The organism is uncultured Sphingomonas sp. (genome assembly GCF_964237335.1).
GTDB lineage: Bacteria > Pseudomonadota > Alphaproteobacteria > Sphingomonadales > Sphingomonadaceae > Sphingomonas.
The window spans coordinates 1-20,601 of record NZ_CAXSHM010000035.1; the positions used below are offsets into that span (position 1 = coordinate 1).

Sequence of the window (20,601 nt, forward strand, 5' to 3'; positions counted from 1 at the left end):
TTCTCGGTGGAAATCTATGCCTTCTCCGGGTCAGCTCTCAGTGGAAATCAACAGATGGCAGACCTGGAGCGGATAATCGTCCGTGTGCAGCTCGCCGCGCGCAGCATCGAGGTTGGGCACGAAGATGCTGGCCGGATCGTCCATCACCGCCGCCTCCGGGCTGCTCATCGAGCCGCCGGACGCGAGATTGTATCGGGGCGGCTCGGTCAACGCATAATGGAACGCGAACATCGCCAGTTCCGGCTGCATCAACGCCACCTGCTGCACGAGGGCGTCTCCCCACAATGCGCGCGGTGCCATGGTCAGCAATTGTCGGGGGTGAATGGTCGAGACCACGCCGGTCCCGGCGAGGAACCGGCTGCCGTCCGCGCATTCGACGCCCTTGCACTTGCCGTTCTCGATTACGAGTCCCGTCACCGGCATGTTCGTCAGCACGACGCCGTTGCCGGCCTCGATCAGCCGGCCGAGCGCGACCGAGAGCATGCCCGAGCCGCCCCGCGGCAGCGGACGGCCACCGACATGCGCGAGCATCGAGAGCGCCTGCAGCCCGGTACCGAGCTCGGCACCCGACGGCCCGGAAAAGCGGCCGCCGGATAGCGCCGCCGCCTGCATCTGCGGGCTACGCCACACCTGCCGCGCCGCGGCATAGCCGCTCATCGTTCCCAGCGTCGCGAGGTAAGCCTGCGCCTGCGTCTTCGCCGGTCCGTCCGGGGCTTTCGGCGCGGCGGCCGCCCGCAGCGCCGCCAGATGCCGGAACGTCTCCGCATCCGTCTTCGACACCGTCGCGATCGTCGCGGCGGTGCGCTCCACGTCGTTCAGATAGACGGTGAACGATGCCCCATCCGCGAACAAGAAATGGATCACCACCTCGGGATGCAGGATCTCATAGCCGTAATGATCAAGATGCAGTTCGTTGCGCGTCACGAGTGGATTGTTGGCGATGATGCCGTGGGTGGAGGAGCACCAATCCTCCTTATAGCCCGGCAGCAATATCTCGCTGGTCTTGCAGCCGCCGCCGATGACCGCCTGGCCTTCGAGGACCACCACGCGATATCCTGCCTTGCTGAGATACGCCGCGCAGATGAGGCTGTTGTGCCCCGCGCCCGCGACCACGTAATCGAAGCGCTCGGACGCGATGCGGCGCGTTGATGCGCGAGACGGCTCCGCGGCATCCGCGCCCCGGACCAGTCCTGCCAACGTGATCGGAGCGATAGCGGCAGTCTTCACGAGATCCCGGCGCGTCGGCGTGTTCATTATGGCTAGGCCCGTCCGTGCTTGTTGGTTCGCGCGGATGGGTACCCGCCGCGCTGTCCTTGAGCATTAACGATGTCCAGCCGCAGTGGCTACGTCAAACCGGCCCCTTTTAACCGGCTTCCTCGACCACGCGAACCACAGAGCCTCGATCCCGTCACCCGTTCACCGTCCTACCGAGCCGTCAGGTGAAGTTTGAAGAACGCCGCCGCCCTGGCGATGGCGGTGCGTGCCTCCGGCGTGTTCGGGATGGAACCCTGAAAGACGTGAGGGACGCCTTCGTAGATATCGAGCACCGCCTCATGACCGCCGCCACGGATCGCCTGATACTCGCGTACGTAGTTGCTCAGGAGCATTTCGCGCGTGCCGCCCTGGATCAGGGTCGGCGGATAGGCCTTCGTATAGTCGCCGTAGACCGCCGACACATAAGGATTCTTCTGGTCCTGCGGATCGGCGTAGGCGGCCGCGCCCCAGGCGGAGCTTTCGCGATCGAGCACGGGATCGACGCTCGAAAGCGTCTGATAGCTGTCGCCCGCTTGCGTGACGTCGCAGGACGGCGACATCAGGTACAACGCGCCGGGCAAGGGGAGCCCGAGATCGCGCATCTTGAACACCGACCCGGCCGCGATCCCGCCGCCGGCGGAATCACCGAACAGCCCGATGCTCGAAGGCGCGATCCCCTTGGCGAGAAGTGCCTTCCAGACCGACAGGACCTGATCGGTGACGATCTTCCAGTTTCCCCGGGGAGCGACGGTGTAATCGACCGAGATCACCTCATCGCCGGTCGCGGCTGCGACCAGCGCCGGCGGTCCGAGACGGGAATGCGCCGAAAAGCGCGTGTAGCCGCCCCCATGGAAGTAGATAAGCGTACGACCGCTCGGCGTATAGTTCGCAGGCCGGATGCGCACGACTGGAACGCCACCGATCTGGTCGTCCTGCACGGTCGCGCCCAATTTGGCGACGACGGCGTTCGACGCAGGGATCATCCGCTTGTCCAGAGCTTCCCTCAAACGATCCCAATCTTCGACCGACGCAGGCTTCACTTCCGGCGGTTGTTTGGAGGAGACAGCATAGATGGCGCCCAGGGCCTTCGCAGCCTCGGGCGATACGGTGGAGGGGACCTGGAAGCGAAGCGACGGCTCGGTCCCGGTCGCGGCGGAGCCCGCCAGAGCCAGCGTGAGAGGTAGTGCCAGGGTAAGAACCGGAACACGCATGGTTGGTCAACATCCCCGCTTTGCTAATTCAGCCAGCATAACGCATCGCTTTGAACGAACGCAAGCAAGCGATGCTGTCGCTTCACGACGGCTCCAGCTTCGGCGCACGAACCGTTGCGTCGAATGTCGCTGCGGCGGCATCTGAACCGCTCCGGGTTTGTCGGAAGGCTCCGGCCCCTAAGAAGGTGGAGCGATGACGAGCAAGACGACGAACAAGTTTGCGCCTGAGGTTCGCGAGCGCGCGGCTGCGTGCCGCAGGTGTTGCACGAGTGGTTGAAGAAGGCGGAGGTCGATAGCGGCAAGCGTGCCGGCGTGCCGTTTGAGGTGGCGGACAAGCTCAAGGGACTGGAACGCGAAACCGCGAGCTGCGGCAGGCCACGAGATCCCGCGCAAGCCTGTCCTGAGCTTGTCGCAGTCCTGCGGCCCGGCCAGCATGAAAAGGTTGCGCTACCTGCTGCCGGTCCTGATCTTCACGCCCGTGTAGAAATAGCGCCCGACCGCCGAAATCGGCTGGTTGATCGCGTTGCCCGGATCGGGCTTCTGGTCCGACAGGTTGAGCACGCCGGCGTAGAACGACACGCCGTTGCGCACCTCGTAGCCGACCTGCACGTCGTGCTGCCAAAGGTCGCTGTAGCGCAGCTGCGCGGCCGGGGCATAGTTGGGATCGTTGTCGGTGGTCAGCTTGTCGATGGTGCGTGTGCCGTCCGCCCAGCGCAGATTGTAGCTGAGCGTCAGGCCAGCGATCGTCCACGTCGGCGAGAAGTCGGCGTTGAACTTGGGCCGGCCCGGCTGGTCGAGATTGTCCGTCACCGGCGCGCCGGGAATGCCGATGAACGTCAGTCGATTGAGGTAGCCGCCGACGAACCTCAGGTCGAACGTCCCCGCGCCCGAGGTCCGCAGCAGATAGTCGACGTTGACGTCGAGCCCCGCGGTGCGGAACGCGGCGACGTTCTGCGGCTGTACCTTGAAGCCGATGATGGTGCCGGCGACGGTGGTGACGCCGTTGACGGTGGTCGTCGCGGTCGCACGGGTGATCGAGCGACAGAACGGGTTGTCGATGGTCTGAACGTCGACGCACAGGTCCGCGAGCGACGACGGATCGGGCGTGTTGATCGCGTTCTTCAACGTGATGTCATACCAGTCGAACGACGCTGTCAGGCCTCGCAGGAAGCGGGGGCGGAGCACCATGCCGGCGGTCCAGGTCGTGGCCTCTTCGGCCTGGAGATTGGGATTGCCCGAGCTAACGCCGTTGACGTTGCTGACGGTCTGGAGCGCATCCGAGATCGTGCCGCCGACCGACGCCAGCAGCAGCTTGCAGTTACCGGCGCGATACTGGGTTCCCAGACCGATCCTGGCGGGTTGGCAAGGATCCTGGAAGAAGGCGGAGTCGCCGGTCACCGGCTGGAACAGCTCGCCGATGTTGGGCGCGCGCACCGCCTTGCCGTATGATCCGCGGAAGCTGATGTCGCGGATCGGCGCGTAGACGCCGTTGAACTGCCACGTCGTCGTGTCGCCGATCGTCGAATAATGCGAGAAGCGATAGGCCGCGCCGATCGACAGCGTCTCGGCGAAACGCTGGCCCTGGAAGATGGGCGCGTTCAACTCGCCGAACGCCTCCTTCACGTCGAAGCTGCCGCCCGACGGTACCACCACCGTCGGCTCCGTATAGGCGACGAAGACATTCCCCTGCAGCGCGGCGCTGGGATCGAACGCGCTGGTCTCCCGACGGTATTCGCCGCCGAACGAGAATTGCACCGGCCCACCGGGCAGGCGGAAGAACGCGCCGAAGTCGCCGCTCACCGAGGCGTCGGCCACCTGTTGCGTGATGCGCGCGAAGCTCGTGTCGTTTACCTGGAAATAGCTCAGCGCCTGCGGGCTGATCGGGCCGGGACCGAACACGTTGACCGGAACGCAGCCGCTCGCCCGTGACCGGCATATCGGCATCCCGGTCGCGGGGTTCGTCACCACGTCGATCGCGGCGTAGTAGTTGGCGGCGAGCAGGTCGTTGAGCTTGGTAATCGCGACGTCGGTGCGGCCATATTCGTAATAGGCGTCATAGGTGGCGTGCGGGCTGATCCGGCCCGATGCGTCGAGCACGCCGCGATAGGTCTGGCGCAGATCGCTTTCGCCGTGGCGGCCGTAATCGAGATTGTCGCGGTTGACGGTGACGAACGTCTGCCCCGCCGCCAGCGCCGCGTTCCGGATCGTCGTGGGGACGAACGGGTTATCGAGCGTGATCGGTATGCCGAACGTGCCGATATAATAGTCATAGGTCGTGGCGCGGGTCTGGGCGTATTTGCCCTCCGCCGACAGCTTGAACGCGTCCGACACGTCGAAACGGCCAAGCAGATTGACGTCGTTGCGGACGATCGATGGCGCAAGGTCGCCCGAATAGAAGCCCGCCACCGGCGTGTCGTCGCCGCCGACCGAGTAGTAGGAGGCGGGGGTGCCATATTTATAGGGCAGGCCCAGCCCGTTGAAGTCGGCAATGCCGTCGCCGTTGACGTCCACCGCGCCGATCGGCGACTCGCCCGGATAGCGCAGATCGCTGACCAGCACGTTGTGCGGCGCGTTCGGGTTCGTCGCCGCCGCATCGTTGGGGATCAGATACTGGCGTGCGCCGCTGCGCAGGTAGCTGCGATCGTCGTTGTCGAGCCGGTCGTCCTTGTTGTACTCATAGGCGATCGTAAGGTTGGCGTGGCCATCGAGGAAGTTCTTGCCGGCCGTCACCGACACGAACTGGTTGCCCGCGTCGCCGCGGCTCGAGATGCCGATCTGGCTGCGCGCCGACACCCCGTCGAAATCGCGCTTCAGGATGAAATTGACGACGCCCGACACGCCGTCGGCACCATAGACCGCCGAGGCGCCGCCGGTCAGCACGTCGACGCGTTCGATCAGGTCGGTCGGGATGCTGTTGATGTCGACCGCCGCGCTGTTCGGCTCGCCCGCGACATGACGGCGGCCGTCGACCAGCACCAGCGTGCGGTTGACGCCGAGGTTGCGGAGGTTGAGTTCGTTCAGCCCCGCCGCGCCGAACGGGTTGGACGAGACGGCGTTGCCGCCCGACGTCTGGGTCGAGTCCCGCGAGCCGGTCAGCGCCGGCACCCGCTCGAGGAAGTTGGTGATGTTGGTGTTGCCGGACTGCTGGATGGCGGCGGCGTTGAGCGACGTGATCGGATTGGGCGCCGCGAACTCGGGCCGCGTGATCCGCGATCCGGTGACGACGACGTCATCGACCTTCGCCTCGGCCGGCGATGCCGCCTCGGCGGTCGCGGGCTGCTGAGGATCGGCCGCTCCCTTAGCCGCATCGGCCTGTCCGCTGCCCGGTGTCGGCGCGGGCTGGGGCGGCGGCGCCGTTTGCGCGTGCGCCGCGGCACAAGGCAGCAGGAGCGCAGCACCGATCGCCAGGCGCCGGCGCAAAGCGGGGGGTAGAGTCGATGTCTTATTGTTCATTTTCATGACAGGCGTGCAGCAAAGCGCGCGCCGATCCGCAACAACCGGCGTCTCCTGGAATGTGGTTTCGTGCGTGGGTGATGCGTTCGCGCCACCGCTTTCCACCGGCCATGTAACCTGGATCATCTCGGTCTTTGGCATGACGCTTGGGACGACATGGCGATGTGCCTACCAATCCGGCGACCGATGCCGAGAACGTGTCCAGCCGAGCCTGCATGGCATTAGTTTCCCGGCGTACGGCGTTGACCTTCGCGGCGGGTGCCGCGCTGGCGGCCTGCTCGCGCGGGCGTGGCGGACCCGCACTGAGCTGGTGGGCGATCGGCGCAACGGGCGAGAATGCGCCGCTCCTGCTTCCCGCTTTTGAACGCGCGACCGGGATCGAGGTCGCCGTCCAGTCGCTGCCCTGGACAGGCGCGCACGAGAAATTGCTGACTGGCTTCGCCGGAGACTCGCTGCCCGACGTGATGATGGTCAGAAGCGAATGGTTGCCCGAGCTGGCGTTGATCGGCGCGCTCGCACCTCCTCCGGCAAGCTCGGCACTCCTCGCCGACCAGTTCCCCGGCGCGCTCGCGTCGGTGATGGTCGAAGGCCAGGCGATGGCGGTGCCCTGGTCGGCGGATAGCTGGATCCAATTCTATCGCCGCGACCTGCTCGCCGAGGTCGGCCACGACGCACCGCCAATGGAGTGGGCCGAGTGGGAACGCATGGCCGCGGCGATCAACCGCCGGCATCCGGACCGCTATGCGACCCTCCACCCGCTCGACTGGCCCGAGCCCCTGTTCGGCTTCGCCGCGCAGCAGCCCGAGCCGCTGCTGCGCGACCGGAACGCGAGGGGTAATTTCTCCTCCGCCGGCTTTCGCGCGGCGCTGGCCTTCTACAAGTCGATCTACGACCAAGGCTGGGCACCCAAGGTGACCTATGCCGAGGTAGGCGACTGCTATCTGGCGTTCCGACGCGGCTGGTTCGCGATCCTGCCGTCGGACCATGTGACGATCGGCGACCTCCGGCGCCGGGCAGACATCCTGCCGCCTGCGATCTGGGGCGCGACGCGGACGCCGGGGCAGGCCGGGGCGGGGAGGGCGATGGCGCGCGGGACGAGCCTGGCGGTGAGCCGACACGCGCGCGATCCGGCGCTGGCGTGGGGGCTGATTTCCTATCTGTCCGACACGACGATGCAGCAGCACATCTACGAGGTCACAGGCGACCTTCCGACGCGCCCGAGCGCCTGGGCCGGCGCGACGCTGACGCACGATCCCGTGTCGGGCGTGTTCGCCCGGCAGATCGCGCAGAGCGTCGCCCCGCCTGCGGTCCCCGAATGGGAGCGGATCGTGACGGAAGTGCAGTTGGTCGCCGAACACATGGTGCGCGGCGAGTTCGGGGTGGAGGCCGCCACGACGGAGATGGACAGGCGCGTCGATCGCATCCTGGAAAAGCGCCGCTGGCTGCTCGACCACGGGCGGATCGCATGACGCGCCAAGCGCGTGCCGGATGGGCCTTCTCCCTGCCCGTGCTGCTGGGAACGCTGCTGGTGCTGGTCGTGCCCACCATCGGCGCGCTGCTGCTCAGCCTGACGGATTTCGACATCTATGCGCTCGCTCACCTCCGCGACCTCCGCTTCGTCGGTCCGGGGAACTATGCCGAGCTGCTTCATACGCCGCTGTTCTGGCGCGCGGTGGGCAACACGGTGCTGTTCGCCGCGATCGGCGTTCCGGCGGCGATCGGGACGTCGCTGCTGGCGGCGCTGCTGGTCAGCTCGGCGACCGTGCGGTGGAAGCCGTTGTGGCGCCTACTGTTGTTTGCGCCCTATGTGACGACGCTGGTCGCGACCGCGCTGGTGTGGCGGTACGTCCTCGACACGCGCACGGGGCTGCTCAACTATGTGCTGTCGCTGGTCGGGGTGGCGCCGGTCGACTGGCTGGGCGATCCGCGGACGAGCATCCCGGCGACATTGCTGTTCATCGTCTGGAAGGCGTTCGGGTACAACATGCTGGTCTTCGTCGCCGCGCTGGCGACCGTGTCGGACGAGCTGCACGAGGCTGCGCGCCTCGACGGAGCGGGCGCGTGGGCGCGGTTCCGCCACGTCACGCTGCCGGCGATCGGTCCCGCCCTGCTGCTCGCGGCGGTGCTGAGCGTCGCCAACTTCCTCCAGGTCTTCACCGAGCCCTATGTGATGACGCACGGCGGCCCGGCGCAGAGCACCGTCACCGTGCTGTATTTCATGTTCGATCAGGGGTTCACGTGGTGGAACCTCGGCATGGCGTCGGCGGTGGCGGTGCTGCTGTTCGTCGCGATCCTGCTGCTCACCGCCGTGCAGGCGCGGCTCGGAAGGCGCTACGAATGGCTGTAAGGTTGCGGGCCGCGCTGCCGGGCGCGGCGCTCGCCGCGCTGGCGTTCGCCACGGTCGCGCCGCTGGTGTGGATGGTGAACGTGTCGCTGATGGCGAAGGGCGCCGCCGCTATCTTTCCGCCGCCTTTCTGGCCCAGGCACCCGACGCTGGCCAATTATCGCGAGCTGCTGTTCGACCATCCCGGCGGCTCGACCAACTACCACATCCTGCCCGCGCTCCTGAACAGCGCAGCTCTGGCGACGCTGGCGACCGTACTCGGCCTAGCGCTGACCGTACCCGCCGGCTACGCGTTCGCGAAGCTGCGGTTCACGGGGCGGGCGCGGCTGCTCCAGGCGGTGCTGGCGCTCGCGGTCGTGCCGACGCAGGTCGCGATGCTGCCGCTGTTCCTGATGCTCAAATGGGTCGGGTTGGTGAACAGTTATGCCGGTGTCCTCGCGCCGGGCATCGCCGGTGTCTACGGCGTCCTGTTCGTACGCCAGGCGACGCTCGCCATCCCGGACGAGATGCTCGACGCCGCCCGCGTCGACGGCGCCAGCGAATGGCGGATCTTCACCCGCGTCGTGCTGCCGCTGCTGACGCCGATGACGGTGACGTTGGCGCTGTTCACCTTCCTCGCGAGCTGGAGCGACTTCCTCTGGCCCTTGATCGTCATCACCGACCAGCAGCGTTACACGCTTCCCGTCGCGCTGGCGGCGATCAGCCGCGAGCATGGCGGCGACGTCGAGCTGATGATGGCGGGAGCCGTGGTCACCACCGCGCCGGTGCTGCTGCTGTTCCTGGCGCTGCAACGCTATTATTTCAGCGGCGTGCTCGGCGGCGGAATCAAGGGGTGACGCGTGGGTAGGCGCCGCCCCCTGCCGCGAAGAGCTGGGCATCGCCGGGGTCGACCGAAAAGCGGATCGCTTCGCCCAGCGTGATGTGCCGGTCGTTCGGCAGTTGCGCGACGAAGCTCCCCTCGTTCCCGCCGAGATGCGCGAAGGACAGCGGGCCCAGCCGCTCGAACAGCTCCACTCGGCCGCCGAACGGCCCGGCTTCGTCGGCGCGAAGATGCTCGGGCCGGACGCCGAGCGTCGCGTCCAGGCCGACCGCATCGGCACGCGCATCGGCGCCGACGCGGCACTCGGCACCGCCGGGCATCGCGACGGTCGCGCCCGTCTCGTCCGCGTGTACGATCCTGACGGGCATGAAGTTCATCGCCGGCGATCCGATCGCCTCCGCCACCCGGATCGTCGCCGGCGTTCGATACAGCGCGAGCGGCTCGCCGACCTGTTCCACTCGCCCATGCGACATCACGACGATGCGGTTCGCCAGCGTCATCGCCTCGATCTGGTCGTGCGTCACATAGATCATCGTCGCGCCGAGCCGCTGATGCAATCGCGCAAACTCGTGCCGCATCTTCACGCGCAGGCTCGCGTCGAGGTTGGACAGGGGTTCGTCGAGCAGCAGCACCGCCGGGTCCCGCACGATCGCGCGGCCGATCGACACCCGTTGTCGCTGCCCGCCCGATAGCGCCCGTGGCCGCCGGTCCAGCAACGCGCCGAGTTCGAGCAGCTCGGCCACCTCGCCGACCTTGGTCGCGATCTCGCGCCTGTCGCGCTTCGCCATGCGCAGCGGGAAGGCGATGTTCTCCGACACCGTCAGGTGCGGGTAAAGCGCGTACGACTGGAACACCATCGCGATGTCGCGCTCGGCCGGCTCCAGCGCCGTCACGTCCCGCGCACCGATCAGCACCCGACCGCTCGTCGGCGTCTCCAGGCCCGCGATCAGGCGCAGCAGCGTCGACTTGCCGCAGCCAGACGGCCCGACGATCACGACGAACTCCCCTTCGGCGATCGACAGGTCGATGGGCAGCAGCACGTTCGCCGTGCCATAGCTCTTGGATAGGCCCTCGACCACGACGCTGCTCATCAGGCGGTTCTAGGCCGGGCCGCGCGCCCGTCAACGATGCCGCCGAGCCGTCGCAACCGATGTCGCGGCTCACATCAGCGTGTCGATGACGCCGCCGTCGACCCTCAATGCCGCGCCCGTCGTGGCCGAGGCCTGCGGCGATGCGGCATAGACGATCATGTTCGCGACCTCCTGCGTCGACGCGGCGCGACCGATGATGGAGCTCGGCCGGTTGGCCTTGACGAACTCCGCCCCGGCGTCTTCCAGCGACTGGCCGGGCTTCAACCGGTCCTTCAGCATCGCCGCGACGCCCTCCGACAGCGTAGGGCCGGGCAGCACCGCGTTCACCGTCACGCCGGTTTTCGCCATCCGCTTGGCGAGCCCGCGCGCGAGCGCGACGTCGGCCGTCTTGCTGACGCCGTAGTGGATCATCTCGACCGGGATGTTGAACGCCGATTCGGAGCCGATCAGGATGAACCGGCCCCATCCCTTGCCCTCCATCCCGGGCAGATAGTGACGGGCCAGGCGAACCCCGGCCATCACGTTGACCTGCCAGTGGCGCTCCCACGTCTCGTCGTCGGTGTCGAAGAAGTCGGAGGGCTGGAACACGCCGGCGTTGCTGACGACGATGTCCGCATCCGGCACGGCGGCGAACAGGGTCCGGGCGCCCGCAGCGTCGACGAGGTCGGCAGCCACGCCGCGCGCGGTTCCACCGATCCGCGCCACGGCGGCATCGACCTTGTCCTGCCCGCGGCCGTTGACGATCACGCTGGCGCCTGCACCGGCCAGCCCTTTTGCCGCTGCGAAGCCGATGCCGTCGGTGGAGCCGGTCACCAAGGCGGTCCGGCCGGTCAGATCGATGTTCATGATCGCGTCCTCGTCATCAGGCAGCTCCAACGCAGCAGCCCCGAGACAGTTCGCCCGACGTCGGCAGGCGTGAAAACAGCGGCGGCCACTGTCTCTGCCTGCACTAGGTTCGTGTGCCGCCCTGCGCTATATGGCGGACGACCCCGAGAGGAACCGTCATGTCCCTTCGTCCCTGGCGCGACATCGTGCGCCGTCCCAGCCGTCAGATCATGGTCGGCAACGTGCCCGTCGGCGGCGATGCGCCGATCACCGTGCAGACGATGACCAACACGCCCACCAGCGACCCGCGCGCGACGATCGACCAGATCCGCCGGTGCGAGGACGCGGGCGTCGACATCATCCGCGTGAGCTGCCCCGACGTCGAGTCGACCGCCGCGCTCAAGCAGATCGTCCGCGCCGCGCGCGTGCCGATCGTTGCCGACATCCATTTCCACTACAAGCGAGCGCTGGAAGCGGCGGACGCGGGCGCCGCATGCCTGCGGATCAACCCCGGCAACATCGGCTCGGCGGCGCGCGTCAAGGAAGTGGTGGACGCGGCGAAGGCCAACGGCTGCGCGATCCGGATCGGCGTCAATGGCGGCAGCCTGGAGAAGGACCTGCTGGAGAAATATGGCGAGCCGTGTCCCGAAGCGCTGGTCGAGAGCGCGCTCGATCACATCAAGCTGTTGCAGGACCACGACTTCCACGAGTTCAAGGTGGCGGTGAAGGCGTCGGACCTGTTCCTGGCGGTCGCCGCCTACCAGCAGCTCGCCGAGGCGGTGGATTGCCCGCTGCACCTGGGGATCACCGAGGCCGGCGGGCTGATCGGCGGGACGGTCAAGTCCTCGATCGGCATCGGCAGCCTGTTATGGTTCGGGATCGGCGACACGATCCGCGTGTCGCTCTCCGCCGAGCCGGAGGAGGAGGTGCGCGTCGGCTTCGAGATGCTGAAGGCGCTCGGCATCCGCAATCGGGGCGTGCGCGTCGTCTCCTGCCCGTCGTGCGCGCGCCAGGGCTTCGACGTGATCCGCACCGTGCAGAAGCTCGAGGAGCGGCTGCAGCATATCCGCACGCCGCTGTCGCTGTCTGTCCTGGGCTGCGTCGTCAACGGCCCCGGCGAGGCGCGGGAGACCGATATCGGCATCACCGGCGGCGGCGCGGGCAGGCACATGGTGTATCTGTCCGGCGTGACCGACCATCATGTCGAGGATGCCGACATGGTCAATCATATCGTCCGGCTGGTGGAGGCCAAGGCGGCGGAGATCGAAGCGGCCGAAGAGGCGAAGGCGATGGAAACACTGGCGGTGGGCGCGCTCGCGGCGGCCTAGGCCCTAGCCGCCGCGCTTCAACCCCATCAGCCACGCGACCCGCGCCCGGAAGGCGGGCATCGCCGTGACGCCGAGCGTCGCGATGCCGGCCTGCGCGATCTGCAGCGGGTTCACCATCACGCCGCCGCGCGCGATCTCCCAATGGAGGTGCGGACCGGTCGACAGGCCGGTAGAGCCGACGTAGCCGATGATCTGCCCGCGCCGTACCGCCTGGCCCGCCTGCACCGCGATCCGGCTGAGGTGTCCATAGCCGCTGGTCATCCCGCCGCCATGCGCGAGGCGGATGAAATTGCCGTAGCCGCCGCTCCATCTGGCCGAGAGTACCGTGCCGTCGATCACCGCGAACACGGGCGTGCCGACCGGCGCGCTGATGTCGATCCCCTTGTGCATCCGGGAAAACCCGAGGATCGGGTGGAACCGCATGCCAAAGCCCGAGGTGATGTGCCCCGCGACCGGCATGCCGAGCGAGCCCTGCCGCTGCATCTGACCGTCGGCATCGTACCAGCCGTCCTGATCGCCGCCCGGTTTGCCGTCCATGTTCCAGCGCACGAGCCGCAACTGATGCGCGCCCTCGCCGAAGCCTGCGAACAGCAGCCGACCCCAGCGTGTCTCACCGCTGGCGGCGCGCTCGCGCTCGATCACGAGGTCGAAGGCGTCGGTGGCGGCGACCTCGCCGAACGGCACGCGCGAGGCGATCGCCTTCAGATACTCGGCCGCCGCCTCGGCGGGCACGCCAGCGGCGCGGATCGCCTCGTACAGACCCGTGCCCGCCGCGCCGCCGAGCCTGACGGGCGTCCGATCGATCGCGATCGCCTGGCGGATCGGGACGAGCCGGCCGCCCGCGCGACGGATCGTCACCACCAGATCGGGGCGCGCCCGCAGCGTCAGCCGGACGAGCGGGCGCGGGTGGAGAAGATCGGGCCGACTGCCCAGCGTCACCTCGACCGGCAGCCCGGAGGGCAGGGGACCCGCTGCGCCCGCCACCAGCGCGGCGGCGGCGCGCGCGTCCTCGTCGCCTGCGCCTATCCTCAGCAGCAACCGGTCGATCGTGTCGCCGGCGCCGAGGATCGCCGCTGCCTGCACCTGCGCACGCTCGGGTGCGTGGGCGAGGGGCACGGCAAGGGCGGTGGGGGCGCTGCGCCGTCCCCCTTCGCCGCCGCGGCCGAGCGGCGCGATGGCCACCGACCGCGCCAGCCGGTCCTCGCTCGCGACGAGCGGTGCGGGGACGTCGTCCGCCATCGGTGCCGGACGCGGGGTCAGCAGCCAGGCGTCCGCGAGCAGAAACAGACAGGTGACGAGGCCCCGCCACCAGGCCGGCGAGCCGACGTCGACGGCGAGGTCGACGATCCAGCTTCCGTCACCGGCGATCGGCTCCGGGACGATGGACCGCGCCTGCCCGGCGGCGCGCCCGAACGTCCTGGCGTCGCCGCTGGCGAGGGCCGGTTCCCAGTCCTGTCGATCGCGAAGGTACATCGTGGGCGCCGCGTCCTGGCCACGATGCCGTCGATGGCGCCGCGTTCAGTCGGAGTGATGCCGCCAAAAGGTTGACCGGCCGTTCACGCCTTGCCGGCCGCCCCGTCCACCCGCTCCTGCGCGCGCGCCAAGGCCTCGTCGCGCGCCGTCGTCAGCGCGGCGATGCTCGTGCGGGCGAGGTCGAGACGCAGTTCGTGCATGTCCATTCCCGATCGGTAGCCCGCGGGCCAGACGCTGGTCTGCTCGAACCCGCAGTGGATGAAGAACGGGGCGACGAGCGGCGAGGTGTCCACGGTCACATATCGGGTGGCCGGCGTCCCGCACGCGATGCCCAGCACGCGCTCGAACAGCAGCAGCTTGCCCAGACCCAGCGCATGGCAGCCGCGATGCACCATGCCCCAGCACAGCAGCGCCTTGTCGTAGTGATCCCATACCTCCCAGCCGCCGAACGCGACCGGGTCGCCGTCGATCGCCAGGATCACGGCGGGGCCGTCGAGATCGTCGAGCGATTCCGCAAACCATGCCCGCTCGCCCGGCCCGAAATACTCCGGCAGGTTGGAGTCGAAGATCGCCAACGCGTGCCTGCGATCGGCGAGGTAATAAGGTCGCACGGTCAGGACCGGCATCGGTGAGGCAGCCTTTCGGATAGAAGCCGATGCCGGCGGTGGTGCGTCAGGCGGTGCCGATCTCTTCCTTCAGCTTCAGCTTCTGCTTCTTCAGGTCGTGCAGCACGACTTGGTCGGGCAGCGGGCGATGCTCTTCCTCGGCGATGCGTCGATCGAGCCCGGCGTGCTTGGCCTGAAGGGCCGTTTGGTGCGCGGTGTGCATCGGAAAGGTTCTCCTCGCGTGTGGTGCCGATGGGAGTAAATCACGAATGCGCGGAAAGGTCGCCATCGTATGACGGGACTGCGTCGAAACACCGGTTTCCCGGGTCGAGCCGTTTTGGCTCGCCCGGAACCAGTCTGGTGCGCTACAGCGCGACCCCGGGGGTAGATCATGGATGACGAGCAGATCGCGCGCCGGATCGAGGCGCTGCGGACCGAGCATCGGGACCTCGACGCGGCGATCGCCGCGCTGGGAGCGGGCGGATCCACCGACCAGCTTCAGCTCGCGCGATTGAAGAAGCGCAAGCTCCGGCTGCGCGACGAGATCGCGTTCCTGGGCGACGAGCTCGTGCCCGACATCATCGCATGATCGATCGGTCCCGCCGACCCGGACCGGTTTGGGACACTCCGGCCGTGACGCAGGCCCGGGCCGCTGGCGACGGCAACCCGGTTCGTGCCAACGTCGGGAAATGATGAAGGAACTTCACGACTTGCGGTTGCGACAGCGGCTGATCGACCGGCTGTACACGGACGCGATGTTGCTCGCCGACGAAGCCCGCAGCTATTTCGACGAGGGTGGCCAGGCCGAGCGCGACGCGCTGTCGCCGTTGACGCGCGTGGCCTTCTCCTGTGAATCGCTCAAGGTGACGACGCGGCTGATGCACGTGATCGCCTGGCTGCTGACGCAACGCGCGGTGATGGCGGGCGAGCTGCCGATGCGCGACGCGCTCGATCCATCGCGGCGTCTGGGCGACGCGCCCGTCAGCGACCATGCGGTGCTTGCCGACCTGCCGCGATCCGCGCTCGCACTCGTGGGAGCGAGCGAAGACCTGCACCGCCGCGTCGCGCGCCTCGACCGCGCGCAGGTGGCGCCGACCCGCGTCGAGAGCCCCGCCCGGTCGATGCAGGACCGGCTCGCGACCGCGTTTTGAGGCGGGCGGGGCCAATCAGGCTTTGCAATCCGCCGCGAGGATGCTAACGGCCCGCTTCCCGATCGCGGGGCGCTTCCGCAGAGGCGTTCCCGTCAGGTCATGGACGCATAGCTCAGTTGGTAGAGCAGCTGACTCTTAATCAGCGGGTCCTTGGTTCGAGCCCAAGTGCGTCCACCAAAATCTTTCCCGAGCTGATCGCTTTTGGTTCATGAGACCTAGTCTCAAGTGTTCGCTGCCCCCTGCTGGAGCGGAACCAACAATCGGTTACAGGAACGTTGCGACGCCATAGCTGCAGTGCCGCTTCAAGATCGATCCGCCCTTCGCACTCATCGCCAACATTCTGACTCACTTCATCCTGCTGGCGGACCCAAGTTTCTGTGCTTGTCTCCAACGCGCCGGCATGTCGACCGCCGTGCTGCCGGGTCTTAATCGGCCCGACTATTTCGATCCCGCGCTGTTCCCGCAGCTGTCGACCGTTGCCGCGCAGGTCGGGACATATCTACGGGAGTATCAGGCGCTGATGGCCGCCGACGAAATCGGAGAGCCCTATGGCGACCATCCTGACGGCGCGCCGCTCGACCGTTGGGCGCGCGCTCAACCGTTCGCGCCACTGGGAGCGCCGCGGCGTGCCGACCCGCGGCGCCGACACCTGTCCGAGACGATGGCGGCTTGGACCACGCTGCCGGTCGCGGACGTGCCGGCGCGCGCGCCCCATCCGGTGTTCTCTATCGGACCGGGTGCGGGTGGTGCTGATCGGGGGCGTGTGGCATCCCGGGCTCACGCCCGGCGAGCGGGGCGTGCTGCGCGCGCTCATGGATCGGGCGGCGGCACGGACTGGCGGCAGGACGGTCGGGCGGCGGGCTGAGACGACGGCGATGGAGAATGACGTGACCGGATCGACGAAGAGGGATCTCACGCGACGCACGGTGCTGGGCGGGGCGGCGGCGAGCGCGGGCCTGGCTTGCGCGCCCGCGGCCTGGGCGGCAGCCACGGCGCCCGCGACCGACACGGCGCTCGCGCCGACGTTCGACGCGATCTTCGCCGCGCAGCTTCGCCTCAGCCCGGAGACCGCGACCCAGCTCGGGCTCGACAAGGGCGCGAACGCCGACCTGCGCGCGAAGCTCACCGACATGTCGGACGCCGGCCGCGCAGCGCAGCGTACCCAGACCGCGCGGGACATCGCGGCGCTGGAGGCGATCGATCCCCAGGGTCTCTCGCCGGACGAACGGCTGGACCGCGAGGTGGTGCTCTACACGCGGCGCTCCGCCGCCGCCGTGCAGGCGTTCGACTTCGGCGCCGCGTCCTACGGCCCGTCACCCTATGTCATCAGCCAGCTGACCGGCGCCTATCAGTCCGTTCCCGACTTCCTCGACACGAAGCACCGGATCGAGACGCGGGCCGATGCGGACGCTTACCTGCTGCGGCTGCGCGCCTTCGCCGGCGAGATCGACGCGAACACGCAGCGGATGCGCCACGATGCGGCCAAGGGCGTCGTGCCGCCTGCGTTCCTGCTCGACACCGCGCTGGTGCAGATGACGAAGACGCGCCAGCCGGCATCGGACGCGCTGGTCGTTACCTCGATCGCGCGGCGCGCGACAGCGGCGAAGCTGGGCGATGGCTATGCCCGGCAGGCGGCGGCGATCTACACGGGCGAGGTGCTGCCGGCGCTCGACCGGCAGATCGCCGCTACCCACGCGTTGCGGGCGACCGCCGACGCGCGAGCGGGCGTGTGGAAGCTGCCGGAGGGGGCGGCCTTCTATGAGACCGCGCTGCGCACCACCACGACCGCCAGCCTGTCGCCGGACGAGGTCCATCGGTTCGGCCTCGACCAGGCCGCGGCGCTGACCAGTCGGCTGGACGCGCTGCTGAAGGCGCAGGGGATGACGCGCGGCACGGTGGGCCAGCGGATGGCGGTGCTCTACCGCGATCCCGGCCAGCTCTATCCGGACACGGACGCGGGCAAGGAACGCGCGATCGCCTATTGCAACGAACGGCTGGCTGCGATCCGTACCAGGCTGCCGCTCGCCTTCGACGCGCTGCCGCCTTATGCATTCGAAGTGCGCCGGGTGCCGCCGCAGACGGAGGCGGGCGCCGCCTCCGCCTTCTCGCAATCACCCGCGATCGACGGCTCGCGTCCGGGCCTCGTCTACTTCAACCTGCACGACAGCGCGGAATGGCCCAAGTTCTGCCTCTCGACGACCGTGTATCACGAGGGGCTGCCCGGCCATCAGCTGGAAGGCGGCCTTGCGCTCGCCAACACGCGGCTGCCGACCATCCGCAAGGTAAGCGGCTTCTCAGGTTATGCGGAAGGCTGGGCGCTGTATGCCGAGCAGCTCGCCGACGAGCTCGGGACGTACGACGACGACCCGCTGGGCCGGCTGGGCTACCTCAAGTTCCAGCTCTTCCGCGCCAACCGGTGCGTGGTGGATACCGGCATCCACCATCTGCGCTGGACGCGCGAGCAGGCGATCGCGCGATTCGTCGACGGCGATGGTGAGGCGCCGGGCTTCGCCACGCGCGAGGTCGAACGCTATTGCGCGACGCCCGGTCAGGCGTGCAGCTACAAGCTGGGTCATTCGACCTTCGTCGACCTGAGGGACAAGGCGAAGGCGCGGCAGGGCGCGGCATTCGACCTCAAGGCTTTCCATCGCGCGGTGCTGGCGAACGGGCGGCTGCCGCTCGACGTGCTGCGCCAGACGGGCGAGCAATGGATCGCGAGCACGCCGGTCTAGCTTCAAGCCTCAGGCCCGAGCCTACGGACGTTGGCTCTGCTCGCGCGCGGCCCGGAACTCCGACGTCGCGCTCCACCGCGGCCAGCGCGACGAGAAGGCGAGGCCGTGGCCGACCGCATAGGCCAGATCGACGTCCTGGGCCGCGCCGGCGAGCGGCCAGTCCGTCTGCCACTGATCGCAGGCCTGATGGTAGCAGGCCATGTAACCGTCGAGCCACGCCTGCCCCGCCGTGCGGCCGCCGACGACCAGGTCGGGCGCGCCGCTGATCGCCATGAACAGCAGGGTGGGCACGCCGCGCTTGGCGAGCGAGAAATGGTCGGCGCGGTAGAACAACCCGCGCTCGGGCAGCGTCTCGGGCGTGACCGTCCGCCCCTGCGCGCGCGCCGCGACCGCGAGGTCGCCCTCCAGATCGTCCTGCCCCGCGCCCACCAGCAGCACGTCGCGTGACGCGCCGCCCGCCTGCAGGATGTCCAGCGTGACGTCCGCCACCGTCCGCGCGGGCGCGAAGGCGGGATGCTCGGCATAGAACTCCGAGCCGAGCAGCCCGCGCTCCTCGCCCGTCCAAAAGCCGAACGCGACCGTACGGTCGGGCCGCGGGCCCGCCTCGAACGCGCGCGCGATCTCCAGCAGGCCCGCGACGCCCAGCCCGTCGTCGTTCGCGCCCCGCCGGATCGCGCCGTCGGGCGCGCGGCCATACGCGTCCCAGTGTGCGCCATACATCACCACCTCGCCCGGACGGGTCCGGCCAGTGATCTTGGCGAGCACGTTTCGGGTCTCCAGCGCCTCGTGCCGGACCGCGAATTGAGCGGAGAAGGTCCGGCCGGCCAGCTCGACGGGCCGGAACGCCATGCTGCGCGCCCGTTTGGTGAGCGTCGCGAGGTCGAGCCCGGCATCGGCGAACAGCCGCCGGGCCGCGTCGGCGCTCAGCCAGCCTTGCAGCGCAACCCGGTCGCCTGCGCCCGCCAGGTCATAGCTCTCGCCACGCGGCGCGATGACGGTGCTCCAGCCGTAACCCGCGCCGACCGCGTTGTGCACGATCAGCGCACCAACCGCGCCGCGCCGCGCCGCCTCCTCGAACTTGTACGTCCAGCGGCCATAATAGGTCATCAGCCTGCCGCCGAAACGCCCCGCCGCGTCGTCGCCCGGCGCGGCGCCGAAGTCGGGATCGTTGACCAGGAAGATCGCCACCTTGCCGTGCAGATCGACGCCCTTGAAATCATCCCAGCCGCGCTCGGGCGCGGTGACGCCATAGCCGACGAACACCAGCGGCGCGTTCGCGATCTCGACCCGGTCGACCGACCGGACGGTGGCGACGTAGGCGTCCGTGCCCTGCTCCAGCGGCATCGCGCGGCCGCCGGGTCCGCGCACCGCCATCGCGCCGTTACCGAGCTGGGTGCGGACGACCGGCACCGTCTGCGTCCACCCCCCGTCCGCCGCCCCAGGCTCGAGCCCGAGCGCCTTGAGCCGCGCGATCAGATAGTCGACCGTCAGCGCCTCGCCGGGCGTTCCGGGCGCGCGGCCCTCGAACCGGTCGGAGGCGAGCACCCGGACGGTGTCGGACAATCGTGCGGGCGAGGTGGGCTGCGCCGCCACCGCGGCTCCTGCGGCCAACAAGAAAAGCAACGACATGCAAGCCCCCCGGATGAAGCGACGCGACCCGCATCGCCCGCAGGAACGTCCTCGATCATCCGACTGTCAGACGCGCGCCGCTTCTTCGCAAGCCCAATAACAGGGCAGGGCAGGCGGATGGCCCGCCGAGCCGACGCGCCGCAGCGTCTGGCCACGGGGGCGCCGCCGGGGGCAGACGAGACTGATTGCGGATCGCAACCGCACCCGGCATGAACGGCAGGCAACAGGGAGCGGCTCCCGTATGTACGGCAACCATCGCGATCGGAGCGGCGCCGTCTCGGGCGTTGCAGGAGCCGCGGTCGACGCAGGTCCGCTGGCCGCGAGGGCCGATCAGGCCGTCGCGAGCGGCGACGATGCGGGTGCCGTCGCGCTCTACCATCCGGTAATCGGGTGCGCGCCCGCGACCACGCCGCCCCTCACGCTGCGCCTTGCCCTGATGCTGCTGGGTCACGACCGGCTACCGGCGGCGATCGAGATGCTGGTCGATCTGGCCATGAGCGTGCCGCAGTCGGCAAAGGCCTGGCAGACGTTGGGAGCGGCGTAGCGGCTGGTCAGCGACCTAACCGCCGCGAACCGGTCGTTCGACCGCGCGCTCGCGCTGGTCCCGCGCGCCTCTTCGGCCCGCCTGGCGCGCGCGCGGGTCGCGGCCGATGTCGCACGTCCGTCGGGACCGTTGTACGACCAG

General features: G+C 68.7%; 18 protein-coding genes, 1 tRNA gene and 1 pseudogene. 11 read left to right on the top strand and 9 right to left on the bottom strand.

The genetic code is table 11. The annotated features are described in order from the left end of the window. Positions 1–30 precede the first annotated feature (30 nt). On the bottom strand, positions 31–1,227 hold the full coding sequence (locus tag ACFE65_RS14385) for a phytoene desaturase family protein (protein ID WP_375383059.1): 1,197 nt from the start codon (positions 1,225–1,227) through the stop codon (positions 31–33). Between the two features lie 197 nt (positions 1,228–1,424). After that, positions 1,425–2,465 carry an alpha/beta hydrolase fold domain-containing protein gene (locus ACFE65_RS14390; RefSeq protein WP_375383060.1) on the bottom strand — a complete coding sequence of 347 codons (1,041 nt, stop codon included), beginning with the start codon at positions 2,463–2,465 and terminating at the stop codon, positions 1,425–1,427. Positions 2,466–2,658: 193 nt separating this feature from the next. On the opposite strand from ACFE65_RS14390, the pseudogene ACFE65_RS14395 reads away from it, so the two are divergent. Then, positions 2,659–2,842: pseudogene (locus ACFE65_RS14395) on the top strand (IS3 family transposase); the annotation flags it as partial. A gap of 70 nt (positions 2,843–2,912) precedes the next feature. Here ACFE65_RS14395 and ACFE65_RS14400 read toward each other — a convergent pair. Next, on the bottom strand, positions 2,913–5,918 hold the full coding sequence (locus tag ACFE65_RS14400) for a TonB-dependent receptor plug domain-containing protein (protein ID WP_375383061.1): 3,006 nt from the start codon (positions 5,916–5,918) through the stop codon (positions 2,913–2,915). A 215-nt stretch (positions 5,919–6,133) separates the two neighbouring features. On the opposite strand from ACFE65_RS14400, the gene ACFE65_RS14405 reads away from it, so the two are divergent. From ACFE65_RS14405 to ACFE65_RS14415, 3 genes are read left to right on the top strand one after another with little or no spacing between them, the layout of a single operon-like run. Next, positions 6,134–7,387, top strand: coding sequence for an extracellular solute-binding protein (locus ACFE65_RS14405; RefSeq protein ID WP_375383062.1), 1,254 nt, complete (start codon positions 6,134–6,136; stop codon positions 7,385–7,387). Further along, positions 7,384–8,265 carry a carbohydrate ABC transporter permease gene (locus ACFE65_RS14410; protein WP_375383063.1) on the top strand — a complete coding sequence of 294 codons (882 nt, stop codon included), beginning with the start codon at positions 7,384–7,386 and terminating at the stop codon, positions 8,263–8,265. The genes ACFE65_RS14405 and ACFE65_RS14410 overlap by 4 nt, the downstream gene beginning before the upstream one ends. Continuing rightward, complete coding sequence (locus tag ACFE65_RS14415) at positions 8,256–9,098, top strand: carbohydrate ABC transporter permease (protein WP_375383064.1); 843 nt, start codon at positions 8,256–8,258, stop codon at positions 9,096–9,098. The genes ACFE65_RS14410 and ACFE65_RS14415 overlap by 10 nt, the downstream gene beginning before the upstream one ends. Here ACFE65_RS14415 and ACFE65_RS14420 read toward each other — a convergent pair. Both ACFE65_RS14420 and ACFE65_RS14425 read right to left on the bottom strand, forming a co-directional pair. Then, positions 9,088–10,173, bottom strand: coding sequence for an ABC transporter ATP-binding protein (locus ACFE65_RS14420; protein ID WP_375383065.1), 1,086 nt, complete (start codon positions 10,171–10,173; stop codon positions 9,088–9,090). The two genes, ACFE65_RS14415 and ACFE65_RS14420, sit on opposite strands and share 11 nt — an antisense overlap. 69 nt (positions 10,174–10,242) lie before the next feature. Beyond that, the gene (locus ACFE65_RS14425; RefSeq protein ID WP_375383066.1) at positions 10,243–11,019 is read right to left on the bottom strand and encodes an SDR family NAD(P)-dependent oxidoreductase; all 777 of its coding nucleotides are present in this window, start codon (positions 11,017–11,019) and stop codon (positions 10,243–10,245) included. Positions 11,020–11,177: 158 nt separating this feature from the next. Between ACFE65_RS14425 and ispG the strand changes: the two genes are divergently transcribed. Beyond that, positions 11,178–12,326 carry a flavodoxin-dependent (E)-4-hydroxy-3-methylbut-2-enyl-diphosphate synthase gene (gene ispG / locus ACFE65_RS14430; RefSeq protein WP_375383067.1) on the top strand — a complete coding sequence of 383 codons (1,149 nt, stop codon included), beginning with the start codon at positions 11,178–11,180 and terminating at the stop codon, positions 12,324–12,326. Positions 12,327–12,329: 3 nt separating this feature from the next. Here the strand turns inward: ispG and ACFE65_RS14435 are convergent, their stop codons facing one another. The 3 genes from ACFE65_RS14435 to ACFE65_RS14445 all read right to left on the bottom strand — a co-directional run bounded on the left by ACFE65_RS14435 (position 12,330) and on the right by ACFE65_RS14445 (position 14,627). Beyond that, the gene (locus tag ACFE65_RS14435; protein WP_375383068.1) at positions 12,330–13,799 is read right to left on the bottom strand and encodes a M23 family metallopeptidase; all 1,470 of its coding nucleotides are present in this window, start codon (positions 13,797–13,799) and stop codon (positions 12,330–12,332) included. 83 nt (positions 13,800–13,882) lie between these two features. After that, a complete protein-coding gene (locus tag ACFE65_RS14440; RefSeq protein ID WP_375383069.1) occupies positions 13,883–14,425 on the bottom strand; it encodes a GNAT family N-acetyltransferase in 543 nt (180 codons plus the stop codon). Between the two features lie 46 nt (positions 14,426–14,471). Further along, a complete protein-coding gene (locus ACFE65_RS14445; RefSeq protein WP_375383070.1) occupies positions 14,472–14,627 on the bottom strand; it encodes a DUF465 domain-containing protein in 156 nt (51 codons plus the stop codon). A gap of 168 nt (positions 14,628–14,795) precedes the next feature. On the opposite strand from ACFE65_RS14445, the gene ACFE65_RS14450 reads away from it, so the two are divergent. The 5 genes from ACFE65_RS14450 to ACFE65_RS14470 all read left to right on the top strand — a co-directional run bounded on the left by ACFE65_RS14450 (position 14,796) and on the right by ACFE65_RS14470 (position 18,287). Next, entirely contained in the window at positions 14,796–14,993 is a 198-nt protein-coding gene (locus ACFE65_RS14450; RefSeq protein WP_375383071.1) for a DUF465 domain-containing protein, read from the top strand. Between the two features lie 100 nt (positions 14,994–15,093). Further along, positions 15,094–15,555, top strand: a complete 462-nt coding sequence (locus ACFE65_RS14455) for a DUF1465 family protein (protein WP_375383072.1) — start codon at positions 15,094–15,096, stop codon at positions 15,553–15,555. A gap of 101 nt (positions 15,556–15,656) precedes the next feature. Then, positions 15,657–15,732 (top strand) — tRNA-Lys (locus ACFE65_RS14460). Positions 15,733–15,955: 223 nt separating this feature from the next. Beyond that, positions 15,956–16,420, top strand: a complete 465-nt coding sequence (locus tag ACFE65_RS14465) for a hypothetical protein (protein WP_375383073.1) — start codon at positions 15,956–15,958, stop codon at positions 16,418–16,420. A gap of 22 nt (positions 16,421–16,442) precedes the next feature. Further along, on the top strand, positions 16,443–18,287 hold the full coding sequence (locus tag ACFE65_RS14470; RefSeq protein WP_375383074.1) for a DUF885 family protein: 1,845 nt from the start codon (positions 16,443–16,445) through the stop codon (positions 18,285–18,287). A gap of 21 nt (positions 18,288–18,308) precedes the next feature. On the opposite strand, the gene ACFE65_RS14475 is transcribed toward ACFE65_RS14470, so the two are convergent. Beyond that, positions 18,309–19,916, bottom strand: a complete 1,608-nt coding sequence (locus ACFE65_RS14475; protein WP_375383075.1) for a M28 family peptidase — start codon at positions 19,914–19,916, stop codon at positions 18,309–18,311. A gap of 241 nt (positions 19,917–20,157) precedes the next feature. Here ACFE65_RS14475 and ACFE65_RS14480 point away from each other — a divergent pair, with 241 nt between their 5' ends. After that, on the top strand, positions 20,158–20,460 hold the full coding sequence (locus ACFE65_RS14480; RefSeq protein ID WP_375383076.1) for a hypothetical protein: 303 nt from the start codon (positions 20,158–20,160) through the stop codon (positions 20,458–20,460). Positions 20,461–20,601: the final 141 nt, after the last annotated feature.

Excerpts from the sequence above, each read along its gene's own strand:
- ACFE65_RS14435 (WP_375383068.1), bottom strand. The coding sequence starts at position 13,799 with ATGTACCTTCGCGATCGACAGGACTGGGAACCGGCCCTCGCCAGCGGC.
- ACFE65_RS14390 (WP_375383060.1), bottom strand. The coding sequence starts at position 2,465 with ATGCGTGTTCCGGTTCTTACCCTGGCACTACCTCTCACGCTGGCTCTG.
- ACFE65_RS14475 (WP_375383075.1), bottom strand. The coding sequence starts at position 19,916 with ATGTCGTTGCTTTTCTTGTTGGCCGCAGGAGCCGCGGTGGCGGCGCAG.
- ACFE65_RS14450 (WP_375383071.1), top strand. The coding sequence starts at position 14,796 with ATGGATGACGAGCAGATCGCGCGCCGGATCGAGGCGCTGCGGACCGAG.
- ACFE65_RS14400 (WP_375383061.1), bottom strand. The coding sequence starts at position 5,918 with ATGAACAATAAGACATCGACTCTACCCCCCGCTTTGCGCCGGCGCCTG.
- ACFE65_RS14480 (WP_375383076.1), top strand. The coding sequence starts at position 20,158 with ATGTACGGCAACCATCGCGATCGGAGCGGCGCCGTCTCGGGCGTTGCA.
- ACFE65_RS14445 (WP_375383070.1), bottom strand. The coding sequence starts at position 14,627 with ATGCACACCGCGCACCAAACGGCCCTTCAGGCCAAGCACGCCGGGCTC.
- ACFE65_RS14420 (WP_375383065.1), bottom strand. The coding sequence starts at position 10,173 with ATGAGCAGCGTCGTGGTCGAGGGCCTATCCAAGAGCTATGGCACGGCG.
- ACFE65_RS14405 (WP_375383062.1), top strand. The coding sequence starts at position 6,134 with ATGGCATTAGTTTCCCGGCGTACGGCGTTGACCTTCGCGGCGGGTGCC.
- ACFE65_RS14455 (WP_375383072.1), top strand. The coding sequence starts at position 15,094 with ATGATGAAGGAACTTCACGACTTGCGGTTGCGACAGCGGCTGATCGAC.
- ACFE65_RS14425 (WP_375383066.1), bottom strand. The coding sequence starts at position 11,019 with ATGAACATCGATCTGACCGGCCGGACCGCCTTGGTGACCGGCTCCACC.
- ACFE65_RS14465 (WP_375383073.1), top strand. The coding sequence starts at position 15,956 with ATGTCGACCGCCGTGCTGCCGGGTCTTAATCGGCCCGACTATTTCGAT.
- ACFE65_RS14410 (WP_375383063.1), top strand. The coding sequence starts at position 7,384 with ATGACGCGCCAAGCGCGTGCCGGATGGGCCTTCTCCCTGCCCGTGCTG.
- ACFE65_RS14440 (WP_375383069.1), bottom strand. The coding sequence starts at position 14,425 with ATGCCGGTCCTGACCGTGCGACCTTATTACCTCGCCGATCGCAGGCAC.
- ispG (WP_375383067.1), top strand. The coding sequence starts at position 11,178 with ATGTCCCTTCGTCCCTGGCGCGACATCGTGCGCCGTCCCAGCCGTCAG.
- ACFE65_RS14415 (WP_375383064.1), top strand. The coding sequence starts at position 8,256 with ATGGCTGTAAGGTTGCGGGCCGCGCTGCCGGGCGCGGCGCTCGCCGCG.